Origin of the sequence: Arcticibacter eurypsychrophilus (assembly GCF_001730525.1) — a bacterium.
Taxonomy (GTDB): Bacteria; Bacteroidota; Bacteroidia; order Sphingobacteriales; family Sphingobacteriaceae; genus Arcticibacter; species Arcticibacter eurypsychrophilus.
Genome location: NZ_MDFN01000005.1, coordinates 82,988 through 109,319 on the forward strand (window position 1 = coordinate 82,988; position 26,332 = coordinate 109,319).

Annotated in this window: 14 protein-coding genes; 13 read left to right on the forward strand and 1 reads right to left on the reverse strand. The window is 38.5% G+C overall.

Features of this window, described 5'->3' with window-relative positions:
* Nucleotides 1–248 precede the first annotated feature (248 nt).
* From BFL47_RS04315 to BFL47_RS04365, 11 genes are all read left to right on the forward strand, one after another.
* Nucleotides 249–1,211: a hypothetical protein gene (locus tag BFL47_RS04315; protein WP_069658580.1), complete on the forward strand. Its 963-nt coding sequence runs from the start codon at nt 249–251 to the stop codon at nt 1,209–1,211.
* A gap of 159 nt (nt 1,212–1,370) precedes the next feature.
* A complete protein-coding gene (locus tag BFL47_RS04320; protein WP_069658581.1) occupies nt 1,371–2,981 on the forward strand; it encodes a type I restriction-modification system subunit M in 1,611 nt (536 codons plus the stop codon).
* Nucleotides 2,968–3,381 (forward strand): nucleotidyltransferase substrate binding protein, encoded by a 414-nt coding sequence (locus BFL47_RS04325; protein WP_069658582.1) that lies wholly within the window; start codon nt 2,968–2,970, stop codon nt 3,379–3,381. The genes BFL47_RS04320 and BFL47_RS04325 overlap by 14 nt, the downstream gene beginning before the upstream one ends.
* A complete protein-coding gene (locus BFL47_RS04330; protein WP_083257001.1) occupies nt 3,374–4,777 on the forward strand; it encodes a restriction endonuclease subunit S in 1,404 nt (467 codons plus the stop codon). Before BFL47_RS04325 ends, BFL47_RS04330 begins: the two co-directional genes overlap by 8 nt.
* Nucleotides 4,778–4,828: 51 nt before the next feature.
* Nucleotides 4,829–8,068 carry a type I restriction endonuclease subunit R gene (locus BFL47_RS04335; protein ID WP_069658583.1) on the forward strand — a complete coding sequence of 1,080 codons (3,240 nt, stop codon included), beginning with the start codon at nt 4,829–4,831 and terminating at the stop codon, nt 8,066–8,068.
* A 54-nt stretch (nt 8,069–8,122) separates the two neighbouring features.
* The gene (pelA, locus tag BFL47_RS04340; RefSeq protein ID WP_211480928.1) at nt 8,123–9,178 is read left to right on the forward strand and encodes a pectate lyase; all 1,056 of its coding nucleotides are present in this window, start codon (nt 8,123–8,125) and stop codon (nt 9,176–9,178) included.
* A 506-nt stretch (nt 9,179–9,684) separates the two neighbouring features.
* Nucleotides 9,685–10,692, forward strand: a complete 1,008-nt coding sequence (locus tag BFL47_RS04345; protein ID WP_069658584.1) for a pectinesterase family protein — start codon at nt 9,685–9,687, stop codon at nt 10,690–10,692.
* A 41-nt stretch (nt 10,693–10,733) separates the two neighbouring features.
* The gene (locus BFL47_RS04350; protein ID WP_083257002.1) at nt 10,734–12,389 is read left to right on the forward strand and encodes a glycoside hydrolase family 43 protein; all 1,656 of its coding nucleotides are present in this window, start codon (nt 10,734–10,736) and stop codon (nt 12,387–12,389) included.
* Nucleotides 12,389–13,315 (forward strand): alpha/beta hydrolase, encoded by a 927-nt coding sequence (locus BFL47_RS04355; RefSeq protein WP_069658585.1) that lies wholly within the window; start codon nt 12,389–12,391, stop codon nt 13,313–13,315. The genes BFL47_RS04350 and BFL47_RS04355 overlap by 1 nt, the downstream gene beginning before the upstream one ends.
* Nucleotides 13,316–13,392: 77 nt before the next feature.
* Nucleotides 13,393–14,910, forward strand: a complete 1,518-nt coding sequence (locus BFL47_RS04360) for a pectate lyase family protein (protein ID WP_069658586.1) — start codon at nt 13,393–13,395, stop codon at nt 14,908–14,910.
* Nucleotides 14,911–15,014: 104 nt separating this feature from the next.
* Nucleotides 15,015–16,451: a glycoside hydrolase family 28 protein gene (locus tag BFL47_RS04365; protein WP_069658587.1), complete on the forward strand. Its 1,437-nt coding sequence runs from the start codon at nt 15,015–15,017 to the stop codon at nt 16,449–16,451.
* 85 nt (nt 16,452–16,536) lie between these two features.
* Here the strand turns inward: BFL47_RS04365 and BFL47_RS04370 are convergent, their stop codons facing one another.
* Nucleotides 16,537–20,661 (reverse strand): hybrid sensor histidine kinase/response regulator transcription factor, encoded by a 4,125-nt coding sequence (locus BFL47_RS04370; RefSeq protein ID WP_245681301.1) that lies wholly within the window; start codon nt 20,659–20,661, stop codon nt 16,537–16,539.
* A gap of 164 nt (nt 20,662–20,825) precedes the next feature.
* On the opposite strand from BFL47_RS04370, the gene BFL47_RS04375 reads away from it, so the two are divergent.
* Both BFL47_RS04375 and BFL47_RS04380 read left to right on the forward strand, forming a co-directional pair.
* Entirely contained in the window at nt 20,826–23,165 is a 2,340-nt protein-coding gene (locus tag BFL47_RS04375) for a glycoside hydrolase family 2 protein (protein WP_069658588.1), read from the forward strand.
* A gap of 21 nt (nt 23,166–23,186) precedes the next feature.
* On the forward strand, nt 23,187–26,327 hold the full coding sequence (locus BFL47_RS04380; RefSeq protein ID WP_069658589.1) for a SusC/RagA family TonB-linked outer membrane protein: 3,141 nt from the start codon (nt 23,187–23,189) through the stop codon (nt 26,325–26,327).
* Nucleotides 26,328–26,332 lie beyond the last annotated feature (5 nt).

Consider the following 26,332-nt stretch of genomic DNA (forward strand, 5'->3'; position numbering starts at 1 on the left):
AGTAAATGATTCTGATAAGAATGCAATAAGAATCAGGTATGAGTCCAACCTGGGGTATTTAAAGTCGGACTTTTAATGGAATCTTATTAGTTTGTTTTTGCTTGAATTATATGTCTTATAGCGGTTATCCAATTTCATTTACCTTTTATAGGAAAAATATGTCTTTTCACCGAAGATTTAAGAAGTTTTAGTCAGTGTTTTGTTTTTAAGAATCTTTTGTGGTCACTTTATGCAAATAACATAACACTATGGCAACTATAGACAACAAAGGAATGGTACACGGAACTGCAGGTTCGGTAATCTACCGTGCGTACCGGGGAAAGAACATCATTCAGGGTAAGGCAAAAGCATTTAAACAGACCGAAAAAACAATCAGGAGTGCTACTGAATTTGGGCTTTCGAGTTCGGCGGCGGCAGTGATCCGGACTGCGTTTGAATCGGCTTACTTCTTTAAAGATGGAGCGGCAGCTTATAGGAGCACTCAACTGGTGTACCGGTCGATATTGAACAATGTAAGTGGGGAAAAAGGGAAGAGGGATTTGCATGATGGGGATCTGTCTTTAATTAGCGGAATGGACTTTAATGCAAACAGTAAACTACATGAAGTGCTGCAAATGAGCCATTCGGTAGGTAAAAGTGAGGAAGGTTTAGTCAGTGTAACTTTGGGTTCATTAGACACTAAAACAGGTGTCAAAAGGCCTAGAAACGCAAGCGGAGCCTATATGAAACATCGCATAAGGCTAATGCTGGTTGCTTTTAACTTCAGGGAAGAGTATTATGAAAACTTGGGCTTTCAGGATGTCGATCTTGAAGGATATCAAAGTTTTGAAGGACAAGTCATCACTTTTAACGAAAAGGTTCCTGAAGATTGTTTGGCTTTGGTCAGTATGTCGCTGATATTGTACTCAAATGTCAGTCAAACCAATGAATGCATCTTGCTGAATAGTCAAGAGTTTAGTCCTTGCTCTATTATCGGGGCTTTCCAATCCGAAGAGCCATCTGACTACCCATTAAAAAAGATTGATATGAAACTATCCAATTATCCGGGCAGGGAAGAAAAGATCAAAGAGATGTTTTATAAAGGTAATCTACTGATGCTTAAAATAAACAATAGTATCCATAAGCTAAGTATAAGCAGTAATAAGATGAAAACTAAGGAAGTAATTCCCTGCGACTTATTTAAAAAGAGAGTTTCATTCAAAAAAAAATAAGGTATTCGAGTATTAATTCATTAAGACATGAAATGTAATTTTTATCATTTAGATTTAACATAATAAATATAAATTCCTTCAAATCAGAAGCGATTTAGTCAACCGTAATTGCTAATATAAATCTTAAATTAGCAGCCATTGATTGATATTACGTACATAATGGCTAAGACAGCAAAGAACGAACAAGAAGAACCCTTAGAGAAAAAACTTTGGAAAGCAGCTGATAAGCTCCGCAAGAATATGGATGCTGGTGAATACAAGCATGTTGTACTAGGTCTTATCTTTTTGAAATATATATCTGATGCATTTGAGGAATTGCATAATAAGCTGGTTGAGGGTAAGGGAGATTATGAAGGTGCTGATGCCGAAGATAAAAATGAATACATAGCGGAAAAAGTTTTTTATGTACCTCCTTCGGCCAGATGGAATTGGATTCAGGGAAGAGCGCCTCAACCTACCATTGGAAAAGATATAGATGATGCTATGGATGCCATTGAAAAGGATAATCCATCCTTACGTGGGGTTTTGCCAAAAGTGTTTGCTCAGGAGAAATTGGATAAAACATGTCTTGGTGATTTGGTAAATTTGGTTAGCTCGGCAGTATTAGGTACTAAAGAAGCACAAAGTAAGGATTTACTGGGTAGGGTGTTCGAATATTTTCTGGGTGAGTTTGCTTTGTCGGAAGGTAAAAAGGGTGGCCAGTTTTATACTCCCGGAAGCGTGGTGAAATTGCTGGTTCAAATGTTAGAGCCTTATGAAGGTAGAGTATTTGACCCTTGCTGCGGCAGTGGTTGGATGTTTGTGCAAAGTGAAAAGTTCATCGAATCGCATCGTGATCATTATAAAAAGAATGGGGATGTTGGGTTGTCATTAGATCCTGCGGATCGTATTTCTATATATGGACAAGAAAGTAACCAAACTACTTGGCGGTTAGCTAAGATGAACTTATCCATTCGAGGTATAGATAGCAGCAATGTAAAATGGAACAACGAAGGTTCTTTTTTAAATGACCTTCATACCGATCTTAAAGCTGATTTTATCATTGCTAATCCTCCTTTCGATGATAGTGACTGGAGTGGTGAACTGTTACGCGATGATGCCCGTTGGAAAGTGCTTGGTGAAAAACTAGTTCCTCCAGCAGGAAATGCGAATTATGCGTGGATACAACATTTTCTTTTCCATTTGGCACCGACTGGTCAAGCTGGATTTGTATTGTCCAAAGGATCATTAACGACGAATACAACGGGTGAAGGTGATATAAGGAGGGCTTTAATAGAGAAGGGCTTGGTAGATTGCATTGTAAATCTTCCTACGAAATTATTTTTGAACACGCAGATCCCGGCTTGTTTATGGTTTCTATCAAGGAATAGAAGTACGAGTGGATTTAGAAAAAGAGAAAATGAAATATTGTTTATCGATGCCCGTAATATGGGTCATTTGGTAAGTCGTAAAAACAGGGATTTAAGTGAGGTTGATACCGATCTTATAGCAGGGACCTACCATAATTGGCGTAATCCGGATGGTAACTATGAAGATGTGCCTGGTTTTTGTAAGGTAGCTACTATTGAGGAGGTAAGGAAATTGAATTATGTACTTACTCCGGGAAGATATGTAGGTCTGGCAGACGAGGAAGATGATTTTAACTTTGAAGAACGTTTCACATCGTTAAAGACTGAACTTGAAAAGCAGATCGCTGAAGAGGAAGAATTGAATAAAAGAATTGCAGAAAACCTTTCTAAAATTATATTCACTACTCATGCAAAACAATGACATACGCTGGAAACAACGTTTCCACAATTATTCAAAGGCTCTATCGCAGTTGCAGAAGTTTATTGACAAAGGGGAGTTAAATGAATTAGAAGAACAAGGATTGATTCAAGCCTTCGAGTATACATACGAACTTGCCTGGAATACAATTAAGGATTACTATTCTAATCAAGGAGTGATTGATATTCAGGGTAGCAGAGATGCTTTTAAACTGGCGGCTAATCGGGATTTGATTAAAAATGTGGAGTTGTGGATGGAGATGGTGAATAGTCGAATAAAAACCACACATACTTATAACGAAGAAATAGCAAGGGAAATAGCAGATGCTATAGTGGAGCACTATCATCCTATGTTTATTCAATTACAAACGAGACTGCAAGTAGAATTTTTAAGGGATGAGTGAGAGCATGACATTTGGTCTGTCGGAAGATTTAATTAATAGTATTCAGCAGGTGCTTGAGGGCAATGCTAGGATTGATAAAGCAATGATTTTTGGTTCGCGAGCTAAGGGGAATTACCGCGAGGCTTCTGATATAGATTTAGCAGTTAAAGGGTATGGTTTAGATTATGAAGATGTATTGAGTTTAAGTGTTAAACTGGATGCGCTTAATCTGCCTTATGATATAGATTTATTGGATTATGATAAAATAAATGAACCTGCATTGGTAAAGCATATTGATCGGGTTGGGGTTGAGGTTTACAGCAGGTGGAAGGAGTATATATTAGGAGAGGTTATCGAGATAAAGTATGGGAAAGACCATAAAAGCCTCACAACTGGGAACATACCTGTTTATGGAAGTGGTGGAATTATGCGATATGCTGATAAATCTATTTATGAAGGAGAATCAATACTTATACCACGAAAAGGGTCATTGAATAACATCTATTACCTAGATCAACCATTTTGGACAGTTGATACTTTATTTTGGAGTAAAATTAATCAAGATGTTGTTTTTCCTAGATTTCTATTTTATCAATTAACGATCCTTGATTTTGCTAGTTTAAACGTAGGTTCTGCTGTACCTAGTTTAACTGTACCGGTTCTTAACGATATAAAGATTTCGCTTCCTCCCATAGATGAGCAAGTATTTATATCAAAGACTCTTAGTAGTTTAGATGATAAAATAGAATTACTAAATAAACAGAACAAAACCTTAGAACAATTAGCAGAAACTCTTTTTAGACAATGGTTTGTAGAGGAGGCTGAGGATGATTGGGATAAAATGAGCTTATACGAGGCGATCGAATTGGTTGGTGGCGGAACTCCTAAAACTAATGTTTCTGAATACTGGAATGGAAACATTAATTGGCTTTCAGGCGGAGATATTTCTAAGAACCACAAAAGTGTAGTTATGAATACTGAAAAGACAATTACTGAATCAGGATTAAAACGTTGTAATTCAAATCTTTTACCTAAGTTTAGTACGGTAATATCGGCAAGGGGCACAGTTGGAAAATATTGTATGCTTTATGAACCAATGGCATTTAGCCAGTCTAATTATGGAATAGAACCCAAATATGATGATTGTTATTTTTTTACTTATTTACTTATAGCTAACTCTGTAAACGAACTACAATCAGCTGCTTATGGAAGTGTCTTTGATACTATTACAACAAGCACCTTCAAAGAGTACAATATAAAACTTCCTGAGCCTAATGTAATTAAAAAGTTTGAAAAAGAAGTAACACCACTATTCACAAAAATAGTTAGTAACCAAAGTCAAATCTATACAATAACTAAACTTCGCGATACTCTTCTACCGAAATTAATGAGCGGTGAAGCCAAAGTAAAGATGTAAATTTAACAACTGTAGCTCTGAAATGTATATTTGAATAGTACTCAATAACCTATGAAACCCATCACCGAAAGTAATATAGAAACCTTTGCCATTGAAACTTTACAGCATATAGGTTGGACCTATATCCCTGGTCTGATGATAGGACCAGGAGCAGTACAAGCAGAACGCGATAGTTTTGAGCAAATTATATTAATTGATCGGTTACGTAAAGCGGTAAGGACTCTCAATCCGGATATTCCTGTGGAGGCGCAGGAACAGGCTGTACAAAAGGTATTGCGCATTTATTCTCCGGATCTGATACATAATAATGAAACCTTCCATCAATTACTGATTGAAAAAGTAAAAATCCCCTATCATCAGGATGGTTTAGACCGCAGTTATGAAGTGGCATTAATTGATTTTGAGGAGGTTTTAAACAATGAGTTTTTAGTCATCAACCAATATGCCATTTTAGAAAATAATCAGAATAAACGTCCTGATGTATTACTTTTTGTGAATGGTATTCCATTGGTAATCATTGAACTGAAAAATGCTGCGGATGAAAATGCGACACTTCGGAAAGCATATGAGCAATTACAAACGTACAAAGCAACTATACCTTCTTTGTTTACTTATAATACCATCTGTGTAATTTCGGATGGTCATGAATGTAAGGCCGGAAGTCTATCTGCCGGCTTCAGTCGTTTTATGGCCTGGAAAACAAAGGATGGGAAAAAAGAGGCTTCCCGTTTTAATCCACAGCTGGAAATTGTACTGATGGGGATGTTAAATCCATCTACATTTTTAGAGCTTTTACGCAACTTCATTGTCTTTGAAAAAACTTCTCACGAAGATCTTAAAACCGGTATTAGAAAAATACAAACGGTAAAAAAATTAGCGGCTTACCATCAATATTATGCAGTAAAAAAAGCAGTTGAATCGTCCATTATCGCATCAGGAATAAACGGAAATAAAAAGGGGGGTGTAGTATGGCATACGCAGGGATCGGGTAAAAGCTTAAGTATGGTCTTCTATTCAGGAAAATTAGTCACTGCTCCTGAAATGGAAAATCCTACCATCTTAGTGATCACCGACAGAAATGATTTGGATGATCAGCTATTTGATACTTTTGCTGCTTCGAAACAATTATTAAGACAGGAGCCGGTTCAGGCAAGAGATAGAGAGCACTTAAAAGAACTCTTGAAAGTGGCCAGCGGCGGAATCGTATTTGCCACCATTCAGAAGTTTTTGCCTGAAGATCGAAAGTCGGTTTATGATCAACTCTCGTCCAGGAGAAATATAGTGGTAATCGCTGATGAGGCGCACCGTACTCAATATGGTTTTGAAGCTTCAATCAAAGAGGTTAAAGATAAAAATACAAAAGAAACTATAGGGCAACGAATCGCCTATGGCTTTGCTAAGTATATGCGTGATGCCTTGCCAAACGCAACTTATATCGGTTTTACCGGTACGCCAATTGAAAGCACTGATGTGAATACGCCCCAGGTTTTTGGTCAGTATGTGGATATATATGATATCTCTCAAGCTGTGGCTGACGGAGCAACAGTTCGGATTTACTATGAAAGCAGACTGGCTAAAGTAAACCTAGACGAAGAAGGTAAGCGACTGATTGGCGAGTATGATGATGAACAGGAGCAAAATGAAGAAGTTACAGATGATCAGAACGCGAAGGCTAAATGGACCAGACTTGAAGCTATTGTAGGGAATAAAAAACGTATCAAAAACATTGCTAAAGATATTGTGGATCATTTTGAGGCGCGGCAACACGTTTTTGATGGTAAGGCTATGATTGTGGCGATGAGCAGAAAGATTGCTGCTCAATTATATGGCGAAATTATTGAGTTACGACCGTTATGGCATAACAAGGAGCTGAGTAAGGGTATGATTAAAATCGTCATGACATCTGCAAGTGCCGACGGCCCTGATATGCAACAGTATAATACGACTAAACCGGAAAGGAAACAGCTGGCTGAGCGGATGAAAGATCCTGCAGACCCTTTGCGTTTAGTTATTGTGCGCGATATGTGGTTGACTGGTTTTGATGCTCCTTGTCTGCATACGTTATATATCGATAAGCCGATGAAGGGACATTCGCTCATGCAGGCTATCGCAAGAGTAAATCGGGTTTTTAAAGATAAGCCAGGTGGGTTAATTGTTGATTACCTGGGTATAGCCTCCGATTTGAAAAAGGCTCTTTCATTCTATTCTGATGCAGGGGGTAAGGGCGAACCTACCCTTGATTTGGATAAAGCTATTGAGTTGATGGAAGAGAAGCTTGAGGTTGTTGATCAACTTTTCAATGAAAAAGCAAAGACTCAAGGTGATATTTTAGCAGAAGAACCGGAAGCTTATTATGAAAATAGTCTTAAATTTAACTACAGACGCTTTTTTAGTGTAGGTCCAAGAGAGAAGTTATCTATTATTCTGCAGGCTGAAGAACATATTTTGGGTTTACAGGATGGGAAGAATCGTTTTGTGCGTGAGGTATCGATGTTAAGTCAGGCTTTTGCTTTATCTATTCCTCATGAAAAAGCGATGGTTATAAAAGATGATGTTGCTTTTTTTCAGGCTGTAAAGGCCCGACTGGTGAAATTTGAAGGTACTGGAGGATCGGGGAAATCTGATCTTGAAATGGAAACAGCTATTAAACAAATAGTTGATGAGGCTTTAAGTTCTGATCAGGTGATTGATATTTTTGAAGCAGCGGGTATTGATAAACCTGAAATATCAGGATTGGAGGTTCTTTCGGATGAATTTTTACTTGAAGTTAAGGGGATGAAACATAAGAACCTTGCTTTTGAGCTATTAAAAAAGTTGTTAAATGATGAAATTAAAACTCGTTCGAGGACTAATTTGGTTATGAGTAAGAAGTTGCTGGAAATGTTGGAAGGATCGGTTAAACGGTATCAAAACAACTTGCTCACGACAGCGGAAGTGATACAAGAACTTATTCATATTGCGAAAGAGATTAAAGAAACGGATAGGGAAGGAGAGCGATTGGGCCTTACAAAAGATGAAATCGCTTTTTATAACGCATTGGAAATCAACGACAGCGCGGTTCAAATTCTAGGTGATGACCAATTGAAGGAAATAGCCCGTGAAATAACAGATAAAGTACGAGCTAATGCAACAATTGATTGGACGATAAGGGAAAGTGCCCGGGCACGGCTTATGGTCATTGTAAAGCGAACGCTAACTAAATGGGGTTATCCTCCGGATAAGCAAGCGAAGGCAATTGAAACTGTTTTAAAACAAGCTGAATTAATGGCTGATTTTTTTACGGCGGGGTAAACTAATCAGATAGATTTGGGGACCAATATAAGATTACAGTTAAAAGTACATTACATGATAAAACATGTCCAAAAGGAAATTATGAGAATTAATGTGAAGTTTTTTTTAAGCGTTATTGCCTGCTCTTTTTTTGTGCAGTTAAATGCACAGGATTTGCAAGCAGACAATATGTTGCTTTTTCAGCGAGGTAGTGGTGGTTGGTCTAAACAATTTAAAGGTAAAGCCTTTGACTATAATGTAGAATTTACCGCACCTGTGAAAGCGGAGATTGCTATTGCGGCTAAAAAAGAGGATGCAAACATAGACAATGGATCAACTACCAAAGAAATCAGGTACCTGGTTAAGGCATATAAAACAGTCAAAAATCCGAAGTATCTGGCCGCTGCTGAAAACGGGATCCGTTACCTGTTAAAAGCGCAATATGATAATGGAGGGTGGCCTCAATATTATCCTAAGAAGAATCTGTATAGAGCTCAAGTGACCTTTAACGACAATGCAATAATTAATGTGATGGAGGTATTACAGGACGTAGCGTTAAAACAGAACGACCTGGAAGTGGTCAACGCTACTTTAGTCGCACCTAGTGCCCTTGCAGTAGACAAGGGGATTCAATGTATCTTGAAAACGCAGATCGAGGTGGATGGCAAGCGGACAGCCTGGTGTCAACAGTACGATGAGGTAACGCTGAAGCCGACAAAAGCCAGGGCTTTTGAATTGCCTTCTTTAAGTAGTTCCGAAAGTGACAATATCGTTGATTTTCTCATGGTTCAATCCAATCCGTCCCAAGAGGTAAAAGATGCTATAAAGGCAGCTGTAGAATGGTTCAGTGCGGTGAAGATTGAAGGGTATCAAGTTGTCAATGTGGATGCTCCCGGTACAGCGAAAGGAACGGATAGAAAAGTGGTACCTGACAGTTCATCAACCATATGGGCACGATATTATGAGATCGATACCAACAAACCGTTCTTTTGTGACCGGGATGGCATTGTGAAATATTCGATCCAGGAAATAGGTTACGAAAGGCGCAACGGTTATGCCTGGTATGGCGTATGGCCTGAAAAACTGTTAGAAAAAGGCTATTCAAAATGGTTGAAGAAAAATGCAAATTAAATTTTTATTGGCATTGCGTTATTCAAAGCAATGCCTATTTAGAAAGAATTAAAATGTATATTACGTTAGGGTCAAGCAATAAAAGCCCTTTTAAGTAAAATTTATACCTATTCAACCAATTTTTATACCTGGGTTTTAGATCAACGTTTTAAGTTTGTACCAACGTTTGCAGGGATGGGTATGGCTTTTAGCTCGGCTAATTTATCTGCTGAACATGAATCTATTAACGATTTTATTAATCTATCTTACCTCATTAATCAACTGGAACGTTAGGCTCTTAACTCTGTTAAGTAAAGATAATAACTTATACGATAAATACTTTTTACTACAACGATTGCATAGATTTTTAGATGTGATTAGTTCGGAAAGTAATTTTTTAAACCTAAAATTGAAATAATAACAGCCAATATTGGTTTAAGCCAACCCAATAACTAAATTAAGTTAACACTATCATTCCACATGTGCGAAGTTATTCTTTGACTATAATCCTAAATTCAAATGCATCCATGAAGTACCAATTTAAGATATTATTTACAACTCTTCTTTTTGTTTTTTTCGCTGGAAGTATATATGCTCAAAAAGTTAAATACCCTAAAGAAATAACGGTAAGCCAGAATGGGAATAATGATTATAAAACTATTCAGGAAGCTATAAATTCAGTTCGCGACCTTGGGCAGGAAAGGGTTACTATCTTTATTAAGAATGGTACCTATAAAGAGAAAATTTTGATTCCTTCCTCGAAAACAAACCTGACTCTGATTGGTGAAAGTGCTGAAAATACAATCATTACAGGCGATGACTACTCTGGTAAAGTGATTTCAACAGGAAAAGATGCCGTGGGTTTAGATAAGATATCTACGTTTACATCTTCTACGGTGTTGATACAGGGGAATGGCATTACTTTAGAAAACTTGACCATTGAAAATACTGCAGGTAGAGTGGGGCAAGCGGTTGCTCTTCATGTTGAAGGGGATAAGATTACCGTTAAGAACTGTCGCATTTTAGGAAATCAGGATACGTTGTATACAGCAGATGAAAGTAGCAGACAGTATTATGAAAACTGCTATATCGAGGGTACAACGGATTTTATATTTGGGGAGGCCACTGTGGTTTTTCAAAGCTGCACGATAAAAAGTCTTGCGGATTCTTATATAACTGCTGCTGCAACAAGACCGGATCAGAAATTTGGCTATGTTTTCTTTGATTGTACGCTCACAGCAGACCCCGGGGTTAAAGTCGTTTATCTCGGAAGGCCTTGGAGACCTTTTGCCAAGACTGTGTTTATTCGCACGGAAATGGGTAGTCATATTATCCCAGAGGGATGGAATCCATGGAAAGGGGATGTTATGTTTCCGGATAAAGAGAAAACAGCTTATTATGGCGAATATGCAAGTAAAGGGCCCGGAGCGCTTACTGCTCAAAGGGTTGAGTGGTCAAAGCAGCTTTCAAAAAAGGAATTAAAGCAATACACGCTAAATAATATTTTCGGTTCAACGCAATGGCTGAATAAATAGCGCTAAATAGGTAATTGGTGATAATGTATAAAAAAGGTTAGATGATTAATTTTAAAAACATATTCGTATTAAGTATTACCTTGTTGATAGGGATAAAGGGTTTTTCTCAAAATTTAGGCACAGCAAACAATATATCTAAGGTTTGGGTAGCTGATCAGGGTAATGGAACTTATAAAAACCCAATACTGAATGCTGATTATTCTGATCCGGATGCTGTACGGGTAGGGGATGATTTTTATATGGTAGCTTCTAGTTTTGATGCTGTTCCTGGTCTACCGATCCTTCATTCAAAAGACCTGGTTAACTGGACCATCTTGACGCATGCCTTAAAACGTCAGCCTCCTTTTGAACATTTTGAGAAAACACAGCATGGTAATGGTGTGTGGGCTCCTTCTATCCGCTATCATAACAAGGAATTTTATATCTACTATCCTGATCCGGATTTTGGGATTTATATGACCAAAGCGAAAGAAGCGATTGGGCCATGGTCTGATCCTATTTTAGTATCACCAGGAAAAGGATTAATTGATCCTTGTCCTTTATGGGATGACAATGGTCAGGCTTATCTGGCTTATGCTTATGCAGGAAGTCGGGCAGGAATTAAAAGTATTATTGCTGTTAAGCAATTAAGTGAAGATGGGACGAAAGCATTAGATCAGGGAATAATTGTATATGATGGTCATGAACTTGATCCAACGATTGAGGGTCCGAAATTATATAAAAGAAACGGGTATTATTACATTTTCGCTCCTTCTGGTGGTGTGTCTACAGGATGGCAACTAGTTTTACGATCTAAAAATATTTATGGTCCTTATGAACGTAAAGTTGTTATGGCGCAAGGGAAAAGTACTGTAAACGGGCCACATCAGGGTGCATGGGTAGACACACAAAGTGGTGAGGACTGGTTCCTTCACTTTCAGGATAAGGATGCTTATGGCAGAGTGGTACACCTTCAGCCTATGAAATGGGTAAAAGACTGGCCTGTTATCGGCGTTGACACCGATGGTGATGGATCAGGAGATCCGGTTATGGCCTATAAAAAACCTAATGTGGGTAAATCTTATCCTATTGTTACTCCTGCAGAAAGCGATGAGTTCAATGATCTGGCACCGGGACTTCAATGGCAGTGGCAGGCAAACCCGCAGGCAACATGGTCTTTTATGGATGTGTCAAAGGGTGTTCTTAAATTATATACTAGCCAGGCTCCTCAAGATGCAAAGAGTTTATGGGATGTTCCTAATGTGCTGATGCAGAAAACTCCTGCTGATGAATTTAAGGCGACAACGAAGCTTACTTTTAATCCGAATATTGCGATTCAGAATGAAAAGACAGGTCTGGTCGTTATGGGTTTAAGTTACGCCAGTATCAGTTTGAAAAGTAAAGAAGATGGTATTTACCTGGTCTACTCGCTTTGCGAAAAAGCGGATAAAGGTGCTGCGGAAAAAGAAACTGTAATAACTAAATTAAAAAATGGAACTGCTTATTTAAGGGTTAGTGTTAAGGCAGGAGCTAAATGCGCATTTAGTTATAGTACTGATGGGGTTAAATTCAACAATGCTGGTCCGGTATTTCAAGCAACACCCGGTAAATGGATAGGTGCTAAAATAGGATTATTTGCGACTAGAGATACACAGATTAATGATTCGGGATCGGCAGACTATGACTGGTTTAGAATAGAAGCAATTAAATCGAAATAATGCGTTTTAAAATCACTTTAGTAATCAGCTTGTGTTTGGCTCTTCATGTACAGGCACAGGAGTTTATTCCATTGTGGCCTAAAGGTAAAATGCCCAATTCCAAAGGGATGGCATTAAAAGATAGCATAGCTAATGAAAGAATATTCAGGGTTGGAACTCCAGGGATGTTTGCCTATTTTCCTTCTAAAACTGAAAATAAGGGTGCTGCAGTTTTAATCTGTCCAGGTGGTGGCTATGAACGCCTCGCCTATGTGATTAGTGGAACGCAATTGGCCAAATGGTTTAATACTATGGGCGTTTCAGCGTTTGTGCTGAATTATCGTTTACCCAATTCTCCTGATTTAGTGGAAAGGGAGAAGGGGCCTTTGCAGGATGCACAACGGGCAATTAAAATAATTCGAGCAAATTCCATTAAATGGGCTATAAATTCGGATAAAATAGGGATTCAGGGGTCGTCCTCCGGAGGCCACCTGGCTGCTTTAACAAGTGTAGCAGAAATTGACCTCACAGCCATTGGCGATTCACTGGATAAGATCTCTATGCATCCGAATTTTAGTATTTTAGTATCGCCAGTAATTGATCTGGGTACATTTGCTCATGTTGGAAGCCGTAAAAATTTGTTAGGTGAAAATCCATCAAATGAAATGATTAAAAAGTATTCGCCTTATTTAAATGTAACCGCCTCAACAGCGCCTTCTTTTATTGTGCATGCTTTTAATGATAAATCAGTCAATGTTAAAAATAGCTTGTTATTTTTCCAAACGTTAGTAGATAAAAACATTCCATCAAGTCTGCATATCTTTCCACAAGGAGGACATGCAATCGCTTTAAGAAATAATCCCGGCTCAACAGAAATGTGGACAGGTCTATGTGAACGTTGGATGATTGAAATGAATTTTATACTTGAAAGGATATTATCTAAATAATTTACAGATGCCCTTAAGATGAAAGGATTGCATCTATTCTTACGAGCTAAAATATGCCTTTTATAAATTTTAATTAAATGAAATTTAGATACATCTTATTATTTACAGCTATATCATTGCTTTCATTTGCATCTTGCAAAAAGAAACAAACAAGCGGAACGGACATTTCAGGACCCATTGTTTTACCTGTAATCATTCCTGTTGTGGAGGAGGCTTTGGCTTTTCCACAAGCAGAAGGTTTTGGACGGAATACGACAGGAGGTCGTGGAGGTTCTGTAATTATGGTGACGAATTTAAATGACAGCGGATCTGGGAGTTTGAGAGCCGCAATTTTAACTACCGGGCCTAGAATCATTGTTTTTAAAGTTTCCGGAAGAATCATTCTGAAGAGTACTTTGAATATAAATAATGGAGATGTGACTATTGCTGGGCAAACGGCACCTGGAGATGGAATCTGCTTAAGTGATTACACAACCACTATTAATGCCGATAATGTGATCATACGTTACCTACGTTGCCGGTTAGGGAATGAGGTATTGGTGGAAAATGATGCAATGAATGGCAGAAATCATCAGAATATTATTATCGATCACTGTTCCCTGAGCTGGTCAGTTGATGAGACAGGAAGTTTTTATGATAATAAGAATTTTACCTTGCAATGGTGTATCCTTAGTGAGAGCTTGTTTGCTGCTGGACATGTTAAGGGCAATCATGGTTATGGAGGAATATGGGGTGGTCAGAAAGCCAGTTTTCACCATAACTTGATCAGTAGTCATACTAGCCGTACACCAAGATTTAATGGGAGCAGATATTCGGGACAACCGGATCTGGAAATTGTGGATTTTCGTAATAATGTGATCTACAATTGGGGAAATGTAAATTCTGCTTATGGTAATGAAGGTGGATATGTCAACATAGTCAATAATTACTATAAGGCAGGGCCTGCGACTCCCGGTAATCTAACTACAAGCTCAGTCAGCAACAAGAGAAACAGAATTCTTAATTATACCAGTTTTTACTTTGGAACGGATGCTAAAGTTTATCCTGATACCTTATTTGGTGGGAAATTTTATATTAGCGGGAACTACATAAATGGATATTCTGATGTTACATTAGATAATATAGCCAAAGGTGTACAACCAGATAGTTATTATAGAAGATCTTCACTTATGGCATCTGCAAGGCAAGTGTTGCCTGCAGACTTTGGAGTAATAAAAACCCAAACAGCAGAACAGGCATATTTTTCAGTACTTGATAGTGCAGGAGCAATTTTTCCTAAAAGAGATGCGGTAGATTTACGGGTTGTCAATGATGCTCGTACCGGTACGGCATCTTATGAAGGTAAAGGATACTCAACTGTAACTAGCCCCGGAGTTACACATCCTTCAGGAATTATCGACAGCCAGAGCGATGTTGGAGGCTGGCCTCTTTATAATTCTACTGCTGCTCCTTTAGATAGCGATCTGGATGGTATGCCAGATGATTGGGAAAAGGTTAAAGGCTTAAATCCCAATAGTACATCTGACAGAAATGGCAAAAACCTGAGTACTGCTTACGATAATGTAGAAGTGTATATTAACGAATTAAAGAATTGATCGTCATCATTAAACTGAAACTGCAATACTGTTTTACAAGAGATTCCTTACTTTGGAGCTAATCAGAGCCCTATTGTGAAATTATACAATCATAAATTCTAACTATGCAATCAACAAAAAGTAAATCTTTTCTACTCATTACAGCCTGTATAACTTTATTATTGACTTCTTGTGTTACGGCAAATAAAGCGGTTGTATGGAAATCTTCTGACGAGCCATTGAAGGAAATGGAGTTGCTTCGTGCAAAAATTACTCCTCCGAAATTTAAGCAACAGGACTTTTTATTAACAAGCTATGGTGCTGTAGGAGATGGAACAACGAGCAATACGATGGCTTTTAAAAAGGCAATTGAGGACTGTAATAAAAAAGGAGGTGGCCGTGTTATTGTTCCTCTGGGAACTTTTTTAACCGGAGCTATATATCTGAAAAGCAATGTAGAGTTGCATCTTGTTGACAGTGCGAAGATTCTTTTTAGCAGGGATGTCAAGGAGTATCCGATTGTATTTACTCGCTGGGAAGGCATGGAGTGCATGAATTATTCTTCGCTGATCTATGCTTATGGTGAAGAAAATATTGCACTTACAGGAAATGGTACGATTGATGGTAATGCTGATAATGAGCATTGGTGGAATTGGAATGGAAGCCCAAGATTCGGTTGGAAAGAAGGAATGCCTAAGCAGACTCCAGCACGTGAAGCTCTTCATGAATTCATGAAACAGAAAACTGATCCCAAAAAGAGAATCTTTGGGGATGGCCATTATCTTCGTCCTAACATGATTCAGCCTTATAACTGTAAGAACGTAAGGATTGCAGATGTGAAGATGGTGAATTCTCCCATGTGGTTTATCAACCCGGTTTTGTGTGAAAATGTGATTGTTGAAAAGGTGAAGATCGTTTCTCATGGTCCTAATAACGATGGTTGTGACCCTGAATCTTGCAGAAATGTCCTGATAAAAGATTGTCTATTTGATACCGGTGATGATTGTATTGCTATTAAGTCGGGCAGAGATGAAGATGGTAGGGGGATAGGCCGTCCTGCAGAAAATCATATCATTGAAGGTTGTGTAATGAAAGATGGTCATGGTGGTGTGGTTATTGGCAGTGAAATTGCCGGTGGTGCCAGAAATATTTATGCAATCAATTGTATTATGGATAGTCCGGAGCTGGACCGTGTATTACGACTTAAAACAAGTTCTTCACGTGGTGGAATTATTGAAAATGTTTTCATGAAGGATATCAAGGTGGGAACGTATAAAGATGCAGCGATCACTTGTAATATGTTTTATGAAAATTCAGGCAATTTCGTACCCACTATTCGTAATATTTGGGTAGAGAATGTGGATGTGGAACGAGGAGGGAAATATGGTGTATACGTAAGGGCATATAAATCGTCTCCGGTAGAGAATCTTAAATTGATTAATTGCAATATCAGAGGGGTTGAGGTTCCGATGCAAATTGATTATGTAAAGAATCTTCAGTTCGAAAATGTAAGTATCAATGGGACAAAAGTAGTGGTTCCTGATACGTTGAAGAACGATTGATTTTTAGGTTGAAGGATAAGGCTGTTTTGTTAGTAATTGTTTCTGTATCAGATGGAATCATTATTCGCAATGCAGCCTTGTTTGTTTATTTTCTTATTTCACTCATGTAAACGGAAGGTGTTTTGCCAAACTCCTTCTTAAAAGCCTTAGTGAAGTAAGATTGCGTTTGAATGCCAACCCTATATATGACTATAGATAATGGAATGTCCTCATTGGTCATGATTTCTAAGGCCTTACGAAGACGTGCTGTCCGGATCAATTCTCCTATAGTTTGTCCTGTTGCTTCTTTAATAGTTTGATAGAGCTTCGTTCTGCTCATGCCCATTTGTTGAGATACGAAATCAACATCTAAATCTGTATTCATGAGATTTTTTTCAATTACTTGCATCAGGTTAGATACAAAGTTTTTATCTTTTTTAGTATGAACAAGTTCGAGTGCTACTGCATGTGAGCTTTCATAAAAATGTTTTTTAATAATCTCTTTCTGAGCAAACAGGTTATGCAATGTCAGCATCAAGAACGTTATACTTACAGGTTTAGAAAAGTAATAATCAGCCCCCGATCCAAGTCCTTCAATCTTTGATTCTATTGCATCTTTTGCAGTGAGCATAATAAATGGTATATAGGAGGTCTCCGGGTCGTTCTTAATCATTCGGCAGAATTCAATTCCTGTACTGCGTGGCATCATGACATCGCTGATAATCAGATCGGGATAACATTCTTTAGCTTTCAAATAGCCTTCTTCTCCGTCAGCGGCCTCTGCAATCTGATATACAGGTTCCAGACTTTCTTTCAGAAATTGTCTTAATTCCTGATTGTCTTCTACAATAAGAATAAATCCGGCTTTATTCACTGCTGTTGGTTTCTCCTTTGAGGAATGGGGGAAGAAATCAGTGATCTGCTCCATGGATGGCGAATAAATGCTCTCGAGTTTGGTGTAATCGGTATTGCTTGAAGCCCAGTGCTCCTCATTTAAGTAATCTTCTTTTGCTACTGGCAGTGCGATAATTATTTCGGTGCCTTCATTTCGTTCACTGGATACATAGATCGATCCCTTATGTAAAAAAGTCATGACTTTAACAAATGCTAATCCTATACCCGATCCTAAATGTGCGTCTGTAATCCGATAGTATCGTTCAAAAAGATGCTGGATGGAATCTTTGGATATGCCTATTCCATTATCCGCTATCCGGATATAGCGATAACTTTTTGCACTATACTTTCCCTTCAGTACCAGCTGATTGGCAAATGCAGGTGATGGATTATGATCAAGAATATCAAGCTTAATAGTTCCTCCTGTAGGCGTGTATTTAAATGAGTTGTGAAGAAGATTCAAAAGTATTTTTTCTATAATCTGGCGGTCAAACCAATCATCTGTCTGGTCTGCGACTTGGTTTACCTGGAAATCTATTTCTTTGTCGGTTGCTACTTGCTTAAATTCGGTCGCTAGTTCAGCAATAAACAAGTGTAGTTTTCCGGGCATTACCTTTAATTTTAAAGCGCCTGACTCTACTTTTCTAAAGTCCATTAATTCATTGATCAGCGACATCAGTCTTTTTGCATTTCTAAACATGCTATGGTACAAAGAAGTAAATCCGGAATGTGGATCATCTTTTAAAAGCTTTTCTACAGGGCCAATAATCAGACTTAATGGTGTCCTGAATTCATGCGAAATATTGGTAAAGAATTGCAGTTGCATCTGATGTATTTCTTCTTTTTTGCTTTCTTCCATTTTTTGGAGAGCAAGTTTTTTCCTAAAGCGATAGAACCAATAGAGACTACCAGAAAGAATGAGAATAATCAGAGTTCTAAACCACCAGGTAGACCAGAACGGAGGGCTGATGATGATATGCACGGATGCTCCTTCTTCATTCCAGATACCGTCATTATTGGAAGCTTTGACCTTGAAAGTATAAACTCCCGGATCAAGATTGGTATAAGACGCTTTATGTTCATTCCCTACCGCATTCCAGTTTTTGTCAAAGCCTTCAAGCTTGTATGCATACTGGTTATTCTCAGATGCCGCATAGTTAAGCGCGGAGAAGTTGAATGAGAAGGTCGACTGTTTATAAGTCAGCTTAATGTTTTTAGTATAAAGTATGTCTTCTTGAAGAGGGGAGTTTTTGTCTAGGGGAATGATCTTTTTATTGAAAATTTGAAAATCAGTGATATATATGGGTGGTGCAAATTGATTCACTTGTATGGAAGATGGTAAAAAGCGGTTAAACCCGTTGATGCCACCAAAATAGAACTCCCCGTTACTCGTTTTTAGATAAGCATTTGATTCAAATTCAGAACCTTGGATTCCATCTCCTGTGTTATACTTTTTATATTGATGTGTATCAGGATGGTACTTAATCAGCCCGTTTGATGTTGATATCCACAAGTAGCCCTGCTTATCTTCAATAATTCCCTTTATAAATTCGGAAGACAAGTCTGCATTGCTACTGGCCAGCTTAAACTTGTTTTTTAATGGATCAAATCGGTATAATCCAGTTTGTCCTATCCATAATCTACTTTTACTATCCAAAAAAATGACCCTGATATCTGGTAGTTTTTCTTCTTTTTGGAAATATTGGGTTATTATTCCTGACTGGGAATCGATTCGGTTTAATCCTCCATCATCTGTGCCTACCCATAAACTGCCTGCCTGATCTTCATTTATGGTGATGATGTTATTACCGGAAATCTGTCCCGATTTATTTGCATGGCCAATAAATCGGGTGAACGTTTTCGTTTTATAGTCAAACAGGTTTAGCCCACCATAATAGGTTGCAATCCATAACCGGCCTCTGCTATCCTCAAATATTTTTTGGATAAAATCAGAACTTATTGAATGTACATTTCCAGGGTTATTCATAAACCTTTTGAATGTTCCGGTTTCCCGGTTCATTAGGTTTAGTCCCCCTCCCCATGTTCCGATCCAAAGATTTTTCCTGCTGTCTTCAGTAATATCGAGAACGGCATCTGATCCAAGACTTGTCGCATCATAGGGATGATATCTATAGGATTGAAATTTACCCGATAAAGGGTTCAGCAGGTTTAAGCCTCCGCCATCTGTGCCAATCCAGATGTTCTTTTTGCTGTCTTCACAAAAAGCTTTTACATCGTTATAACTCAGTGTGTTTTGAGAGGTTCCCTGCTGGTATAACTTAAATTTATAGGCAAGGGGAGCGTGTAGATTGACACCACCACGATGCGTACCAATCCATAGATTCCTTTGATTATCCTCTAATGTCGATGATACTGTTCGCTGTGATAATGATTTAGGATTATCTGGTTCATTGGTGTAATTATAAAAAGTGGCTGTTTCTTTGTTAAACAGGTCAAGGCCTCCATTAATACTACCGATCCATAATTGACCGCTTTTATCTGCTAATATGGTCCTAACCAGGTCGCTCGACAAGCTATGTTTGTCTTTTTCGTTGTGATGATAATGAATTGCTTTATTGGTTTTTAATGAGAAGCAAATAAGTCCGCTTTCTTCTGTTCCAAGCCACAGATTCCCGTCATGATCTTCATTGATTAAACGAAGAGCCTGTTTATCTGCTTTTAGCATGGATGTGGCCTGGGGATAAAGATGAAAAGAGAACTTTTTACGGTTAAATAGTATCAACCCTTTATCGGTAGCCATCCATAGATTATCAGAACGATCTTCAAACAGATGATTGATATTTTTAGTGTTTTTGATTTGATCTGATGTGGAATAAAAAGATTTAAAGTGTTGCGTCTTTTTGTTAAATAAATTCAATCCACCCCCGTAGGTGCTGATCCAAAGGAAATGTTTTTTATCCTCATAAATAGAGGTAATATGGTTAGAGCTGATACTGAAAGGGGAAGTTGCATGGTGTTTATACCTGATGAACCTATTTTTTCGCGAGTCATATTGGTTAAGTCCATTTATGGTGCCGACCCAAATAATTTTCTCCCTGTCTTCATAAATATATTTAATATAGTTATCACTGATACTGCTTGAGTCGCCGGCAATGGTGCGGTATACAATAAACTGATTTCCGTCATATCTGTTTAAGCCATCCCTGGTGCCAAACCAGATAAAACCTTTGCTGTCCTGAAAAATACATTCAACCGTACTATTAGACAAACCCTGTTCATTTCCTAGATGCTTAAACTGGAGCTTAGGTTGCGCATAGCTTCGCTGGTCAATCGAAAACAGAGCTAAGAGAAAAGTTAAAGTAAAAATTGCTTTCAATAAGTTAAAATGTTAAGTAACTGTAGATTCTATCGCTAAATTAAGAAAAATAGTATGTATTATGCTATATAAGTATGTACAATAGAACTAAAAAAATGGATATATGAACTAAAGTCTGATTGATTTAATGCAGTTATTTGCAAGCTCTAACAGTAAACCGTCCCATGTTCAAAAAGCTATTTTTTACCAGTTGTTGTATCTTATTTACGTTTTCAATATTTGCCCAGAAAAAGACTTTATTTAATAAGGACTGGGAATTTATTAAGGATAGGGATACCAGTTTCTCTAAAAGATTAATTCAAAGGAGTGACGAGGGTTGGCTTGCTATCTCTCTTCCGCATACTGCTAATTTAGAACCGATTGAGAAGAAGTTACAACAATGGCAGGGCATCTGTTTTTATAGGAAATTTTTTAGTGTCCCTTTAGCTGATAAAGGAAAATATATCGCTTTGCAATTCGATGCTGCTATGCAGGAAGCGGATGTATATGTGAACGGAAAACATGTTTATAAACATCTTGGAGGATATCTTCCTTTTTATGTAGAAGTGTCTAAATACATCAATTACGGGAAGGAAAATAATGTGTTGGTTAGACTGGATAACCGTAACAATGCAATTATCCCTCCGGGAAAGCCGTTAGCAGATCTCGATTTTAATTATTATAGTGGCATATACCGCAATGTGTTTCTGATTAAGCAAAATCCTTTACGGATCTCTGATCCAATTTCTCCAAATAGGATTGCCGGTGGAGGCGTATTGATTCATTGGGAAGATGTAAAGAAAGAATCAGCGGTAATGAACATCCGGACAGACATATTCAACGGATTGGCTACTAATGTTGAAGCAAAGGTGCGAATAACACTTATGGACAAGCTGGGGAATGTTCAAAAAGCAATGTTTACTTCTGAAAGTCAGAAACTGGGAAAAGGTGCATACGGAACTTTCAAACAAAGGTGTAAATTAACTAATCCTTGGTTATGGTCTCCCGACAGTCCTTCCTTGTATTCGGTACGGGTTGAATTGATTCAGAATGACAAGGTTCTGGATACTGAGGTTTTAACCACAGGAATTAAAGGGCTGAAATTTGTTAAGGGGGAATTCTCTTTAAATGGTCAAAAAGTAAACATCAGGGGCACTAACCGTCACCAGGAATATCCTTACCTGGGAAATGCACTTTCTGACCGTGCCCAATACAGGGATGCCGTAAAAATAAAAGAAGCTGGATTTAATTTTGTCAGGAGTTCTCATTACCCGCAGTCACCTGCATTCCTTGATGCATGTGATGAGTTAGGGATCATGGTCATGGATGCTATTCCTGGATGGCAGTTTTTTGGCAATGCGGAGTTCCAAAAGAACAGTATTCAGGATGTTCGTGATATGATTCGCAGAGATAGGAATCATCCTTCTATCATATTATGGGAGCCATCGCTGAATGAATCTGCGATGAGCAAGGATTATATGAAGGCTGCTCATACTGCGGCACATGAGGAAATGCCTTTCCCTGACACCTATACAAGTGGCTGGATCGATGATGTTTATGATGTTTATGTTCCGGCACGCCAACATGCAAAGGCTCCTGATTATTGGAAAAAGTATTCTAAAGATAAACCTATTCTGATTGCCGAGTATGGGGATTGGGAATATTACGCCCAGAATGCAGGTTTTGAACAGAAGACGTTTAAGGATCTGAAACAGGATGAGCGGACTTCACGTCAGTTAAGAGGATCGGGTGCTGAGCGGTTACTGCAACAGGCGCTAAATTTTCAGGAATCACACAATGACAACCTGTATGGCCCTTCAGTGGGAGATGCCAATTGGCTAATGTTTGATTATAAGAGAGGGTATGCCGATGATATTGAGTCGTCAGGAATTATGGATATCATGCGTTTGCCTAAATTCTCTTTTTATTTCTACCAGAGCCAGAGGGATGCAGGAAATAAGCCTATGCTTTACATTGCAAACTATTGGAATGCCTCAACCGATTCAAGTGTCACCATTTACAGCAATTGTACCGAAGTAGAGCTTTTTGTGAATGGCCATTCTTTGGGAAAACGAAAACCAGACCAGAACAGTACAACCACTAATTTGGCCCATCCTCCTTTTACCTACACAGGAATCCCTTATGAGGCAGGGACGCTACGCGCTGTAGGTTATTTGAATCAGAAAGAGGCAGTTGTCTCTGAGCGAAAAACTCCGGGGACAGCTGTTGCAATCCGTTTAAGACCAGACTATAGTGAAAAACAATTAGTAGCCGGACAAAACGATATACTCTTTATTTATGCCGAAATCATAGATGAACAAGGAACAGTTCTTTCTGAAAGCACTGCTTCTGTTCAACTGAATGTGAAGGGCGATGCGGAAATTGTAGGAAGCCAAACTATAAATGCAGAAGCAGGGATAGCTACTTTTCTATTAAAGGCGGGAAGCAATAATGGGACTATCCAACTGGAAGCGCAATCTGAAGGATTGAAAAAAGGAATCTTCGCTATTAAATCAGAAAAATAAACAAACCAAATTAATCATTATATGCATCCATTTACTAACCAAATCAGAAGCTGCACGATAATAATAACAGCACTGTTATTCTTTATTTCGGGCAATGTATTTTCACAAGTATCCTCAGTTGTAAGGGGAAAAGTTACAGATCAGGCAGGTGTCGATCTTCCTGGAGTGAGTATCCGTGTAAAAGGGAACAATACCGGTACTTCAACAGATACACAAGGTCAGTATACGATCAGCGTCCCGACAGGGGATGCAACCTTGGTTTTCGTTTACATCGGTTTCTCTACACAGGAATTGCAGGTAAACAATCGCTCCACAATTAACGTCAGCATGACCGAGGAGAGCAGAGCATTAAGTGAGGTGGTTGTGGTAGGTTACGGTACCACAAACAGAAGAGATGTAACCGGATCTATCACTTCCGTGAAAACAGATGATCTTCCTCAGGTAGCCAATGCTTCAATCGATAATCTATTGCAGGGAAGAGCACCCGGATTGAACTTAACCTCAAGAAGCGCACAGCCTGGAGGAGGACTTGACATAAATATTCGAGGTTCTATTTCTCCCCGAGGTAGCAATTCGCCACTTTATGTTATCGATGGTGTTCCAATCTTAACTAATTCCTCACCGGAACGATCAGTCAATCAGGGTAACCTGGGTTACTATGGAGGAGTGGACAGAAGTCCCCTTAGTAGCATCAATCCCGGTGATATTGAGTCCATTGACGTTTTAAAAGATGCCAGTGCTACCGCTATATATGGTTCCGCGGCAGCCAATGGTGTAATTCTGATCACTACAAAGAAAGGGAAGGCAGGTTTAACAACTACCGATTACAGGGGTAGTTTCACTATTCAGACACCAGACAGTTATTTTGATCTTTTGAATGCTACGGAATTTATGCAGCAAAATAATCGCTTATCGTATGATAAATACTTGTACGATAATAATCTGGCGCCTTATGGAAACGCTAACTCATCCGCTATGCCTGCGTTTACTCCCAAGTTCACTGACTCACAGATTAGTGGAGCTGGTGAAGGAACGGACTGGCTTGATCGGATCATGCGAAAGGGATATATACAGGAGCACAATATTTCTGTTTCCGGGGGAAGTGAAAAGACAAAGGTATTTACATCATTCAATTATTTTGATAATAAGGCTATACTTAAAAATTCTGATTTTAAAAGGTTAACTGGCCGGGTTAATCTGGAACAGCAAATAAGCAACCGCGTGAAAGCAAATATTAATTTGTCAATCAGTCAGGTTAATAACAACAACGCTTCTACCGGATCTAATAATGGAGGAGTTGAGGCCTATAACATGCTTCAAACTGCTTATGCATTTTCTCCAACAGTAGGAGTGTATGATGAAAATGGGGATTATTCTTCCACTTTTGATCCGTTAATTACAAATCCTGAGGCTTTTTCTATTATCAAGGATAAGACGAAAACAAAGCGTGTCTTCATTGCTCCGAATATTGAAGCTAAACTACTCAAGAATTTAAAAGCTAATGTGGTCGTAGGTATTGATGATCAGTCCTCCCAACGTAATTTCTTCCTTCCTGCAGCAGTTGGAAGAGCAAACCTGCCAAATGGAATGGCTTTTCTCAGCACCAGTAATATTGGTAATTACAGTGGTGAAGGTTATTTTACCTATGCCAATACTTTCGGAAAAAGCAATCTCTCTGTAGTTGCTGGAGCGGGATACTATAAGACTATCACGGATGGTTTCGGTCTGGAAGCTATTGATTTTTTTACAGATGCTTTTGAGGATAATAATGTTGGAGCAGCAAGTAATAAGGAGCGGAGTAATGTAAATTCAGACCGTACCGAGTTTACGAAGATCTCTCAGTTTGTTCGTATCAATTACTCGCTGGCAGATAAATACATTTTTACTTTCACCGGACGTAACGATGGTGCCAGTAGTTTTGCTTATAACAAGAAGTATGGTTTTTTCCCAGGGATCTCAGGAGCATGGCGTCTTAAGAATGAAAACTTCCTGAAAGACGTTTCTATGCTTTCCGATTTAAAAATACGAGCGGGTTACGGAACTTCAGGAAATGAAATCAGAGGCAATTATGCATTAGCCTTGTATACAACAGGTTCGCCATTTGTTATTGGACAAACGCAATATACAGGTGTGGCACAGAGTCAGGTAGATAACGCAGATCTAACCTGGGAAACAGATGCGACCATTAACCTTGGACTTGATTTCGGGTTTTTTAACAACAGGCTTTCCGGTTCATTTGACATTTTTAGAAAGACGGCTAAAGACTTACTGGATGTCATTCCATTACCTTCAAATAATACGGTGGGTTACATGTACGCTAATGTTGGATCAACCCGTAGTGACGGTGTTGAGCTCGGCCTGAATTCAATCAATTTTAGTGGCGATTTTGGGTGGACTACTTCATTTAACATCTCTACGTATAAAAACTATTGGGTAGAACGAAATCCGGTAACTCCATTAGCCTCTTATATAGGTGATGAAGATCGAATCAGAGAGATATATGGTTGGGAAACCGATGGGATAATTAAAAGGGCAGATCAGATTCCAGCATATATGCCTGATGCTAAAGTTGGAAATATCATATATAAAGACATTAACAATGATGGTACGCTGGATATAAATGACGTCGTGAAACTAGGTACATCAGATCCAAAACTAAATATTGGTTTAGGTAATACCTTTACGTTTAAGGGTTTTGATCTGAATTTTTTCTTCTATGGTATTTTGGGTAATAAAATCTTTAATAACTATTCCGGATACTATGATACCCGTGGTTTATTTTTAGATCCGTATCGACTTGCGGTGCAGAATCCATCCAATACAATTACTGAAGCAAAGAACATCTGGTCGTTCACTAATCCGGAAGGAAGTTTGCCAGGTATAGCGAACAATCCTTATACAGGGTCTAACCCAAGTGGTAATAATGATTTTTATCTTGAAAACGGCAGCTTTATCCGTTTAAAGAATATTACGATGGGGTATACCTTCTCTAATAAAACTCTAAATTCAAGTAAAACATTTAAGGCGATCCGGGTATTTGCTGATGTTCAAAACGTGGGCGTAATCACCAAATATAAAGGTTACGATCCTGAATTTGGTACCAGGGCGAACCCTTATCCAATGGCGTTATCTACCACTTTTGGTTTAAATGTTACATTTTAAGATAT

What these genes read in the sequence shown, in the direction of transcription:
- BFL47_RS04315 (WP_069658580.1), top strand. Translation starts at nt 249, where the DNA reads ATGGCAACTATAGACAACAAAGGAATGGTACACGGAACTGCAGGTTCG.
- BFL47_RS04320 (WP_069658581.1), top strand. Translation starts at nt 1,371, where the DNA reads ATGGCTAAGACAGCAAAGAACGAACAAGAAGAACCCTTAGAGAAAAAA.
- BFL47_RS04325 (WP_069658582.1), top strand. Translation starts at nt 2,968, where the DNA reads ATGCAAAACAATGACATACGCTGGAAACAACGTTTCCACAATTATTCA.
- BFL47_RS04330 (WP_083257001.1), top strand. Translation starts at nt 3,374, where the DNA reads ATGAGTGAGAGCATGACATTTGGTCTGTCGGAAGATTTAATTAATAGT.
- BFL47_RS04335 (WP_069658583.1), top strand. Translation starts at nt 4,829, where the DNA reads ATGAAACCCATCACCGAAAGTAATATAGAAACCTTTGCCATTGAAACT.
- pelA (WP_211480928.1), top strand. Translation starts at nt 8,123, where the DNA reads ATGATAAAACATGTCCAAAAGGAAATTATGAGAATTAATGTGAAGTTT.
- BFL47_RS04345 (WP_069658584.1), top strand. Translation starts at nt 9,685, where the DNA reads ATGAAGTACCAATTTAAGATATTATTTACAACTCTTCTTTTTGTTTTT.
- BFL47_RS04350 (WP_083257002.1), top strand. Translation starts at nt 10,734, where the DNA reads ATGATTAATTTTAAAAACATATTCGTATTAAGTATTACCTTGTTGATA.
- BFL47_RS04355 (WP_069658585.1), top strand. Translation starts at nt 12,389, where the DNA reads ATGCGTTTTAAAATCACTTTAGTAATCAGCTTGTGTTTGGCTCTTCAT.
- BFL47_RS04360 (WP_069658586.1), top strand. Translation starts at nt 13,393, where the DNA reads ATGAAATTTAGATACATCTTATTATTTACAGCTATATCATTGCTTTCA.
- BFL47_RS04365 (WP_069658587.1), top strand. Translation starts at nt 15,015, where the DNA reads ATGCAATCAACAAAAAGTAAATCTTTTCTACTCATTACAGCCTGTATA.
- BFL47_RS04375 (WP_069658588.1), top strand. Translation starts at nt 20,826, where the DNA reads ATGTTCAAAAAGCTATTTTTTACCAGTTGTTGTATCTTATTTACGTTT.
- BFL47_RS04380 (WP_069658589.1), top strand. Translation starts at nt 23,187, where the DNA reads ATGCATCCATTTACTAACCAAATCAGAAGCTGCACGATAATAATAACA.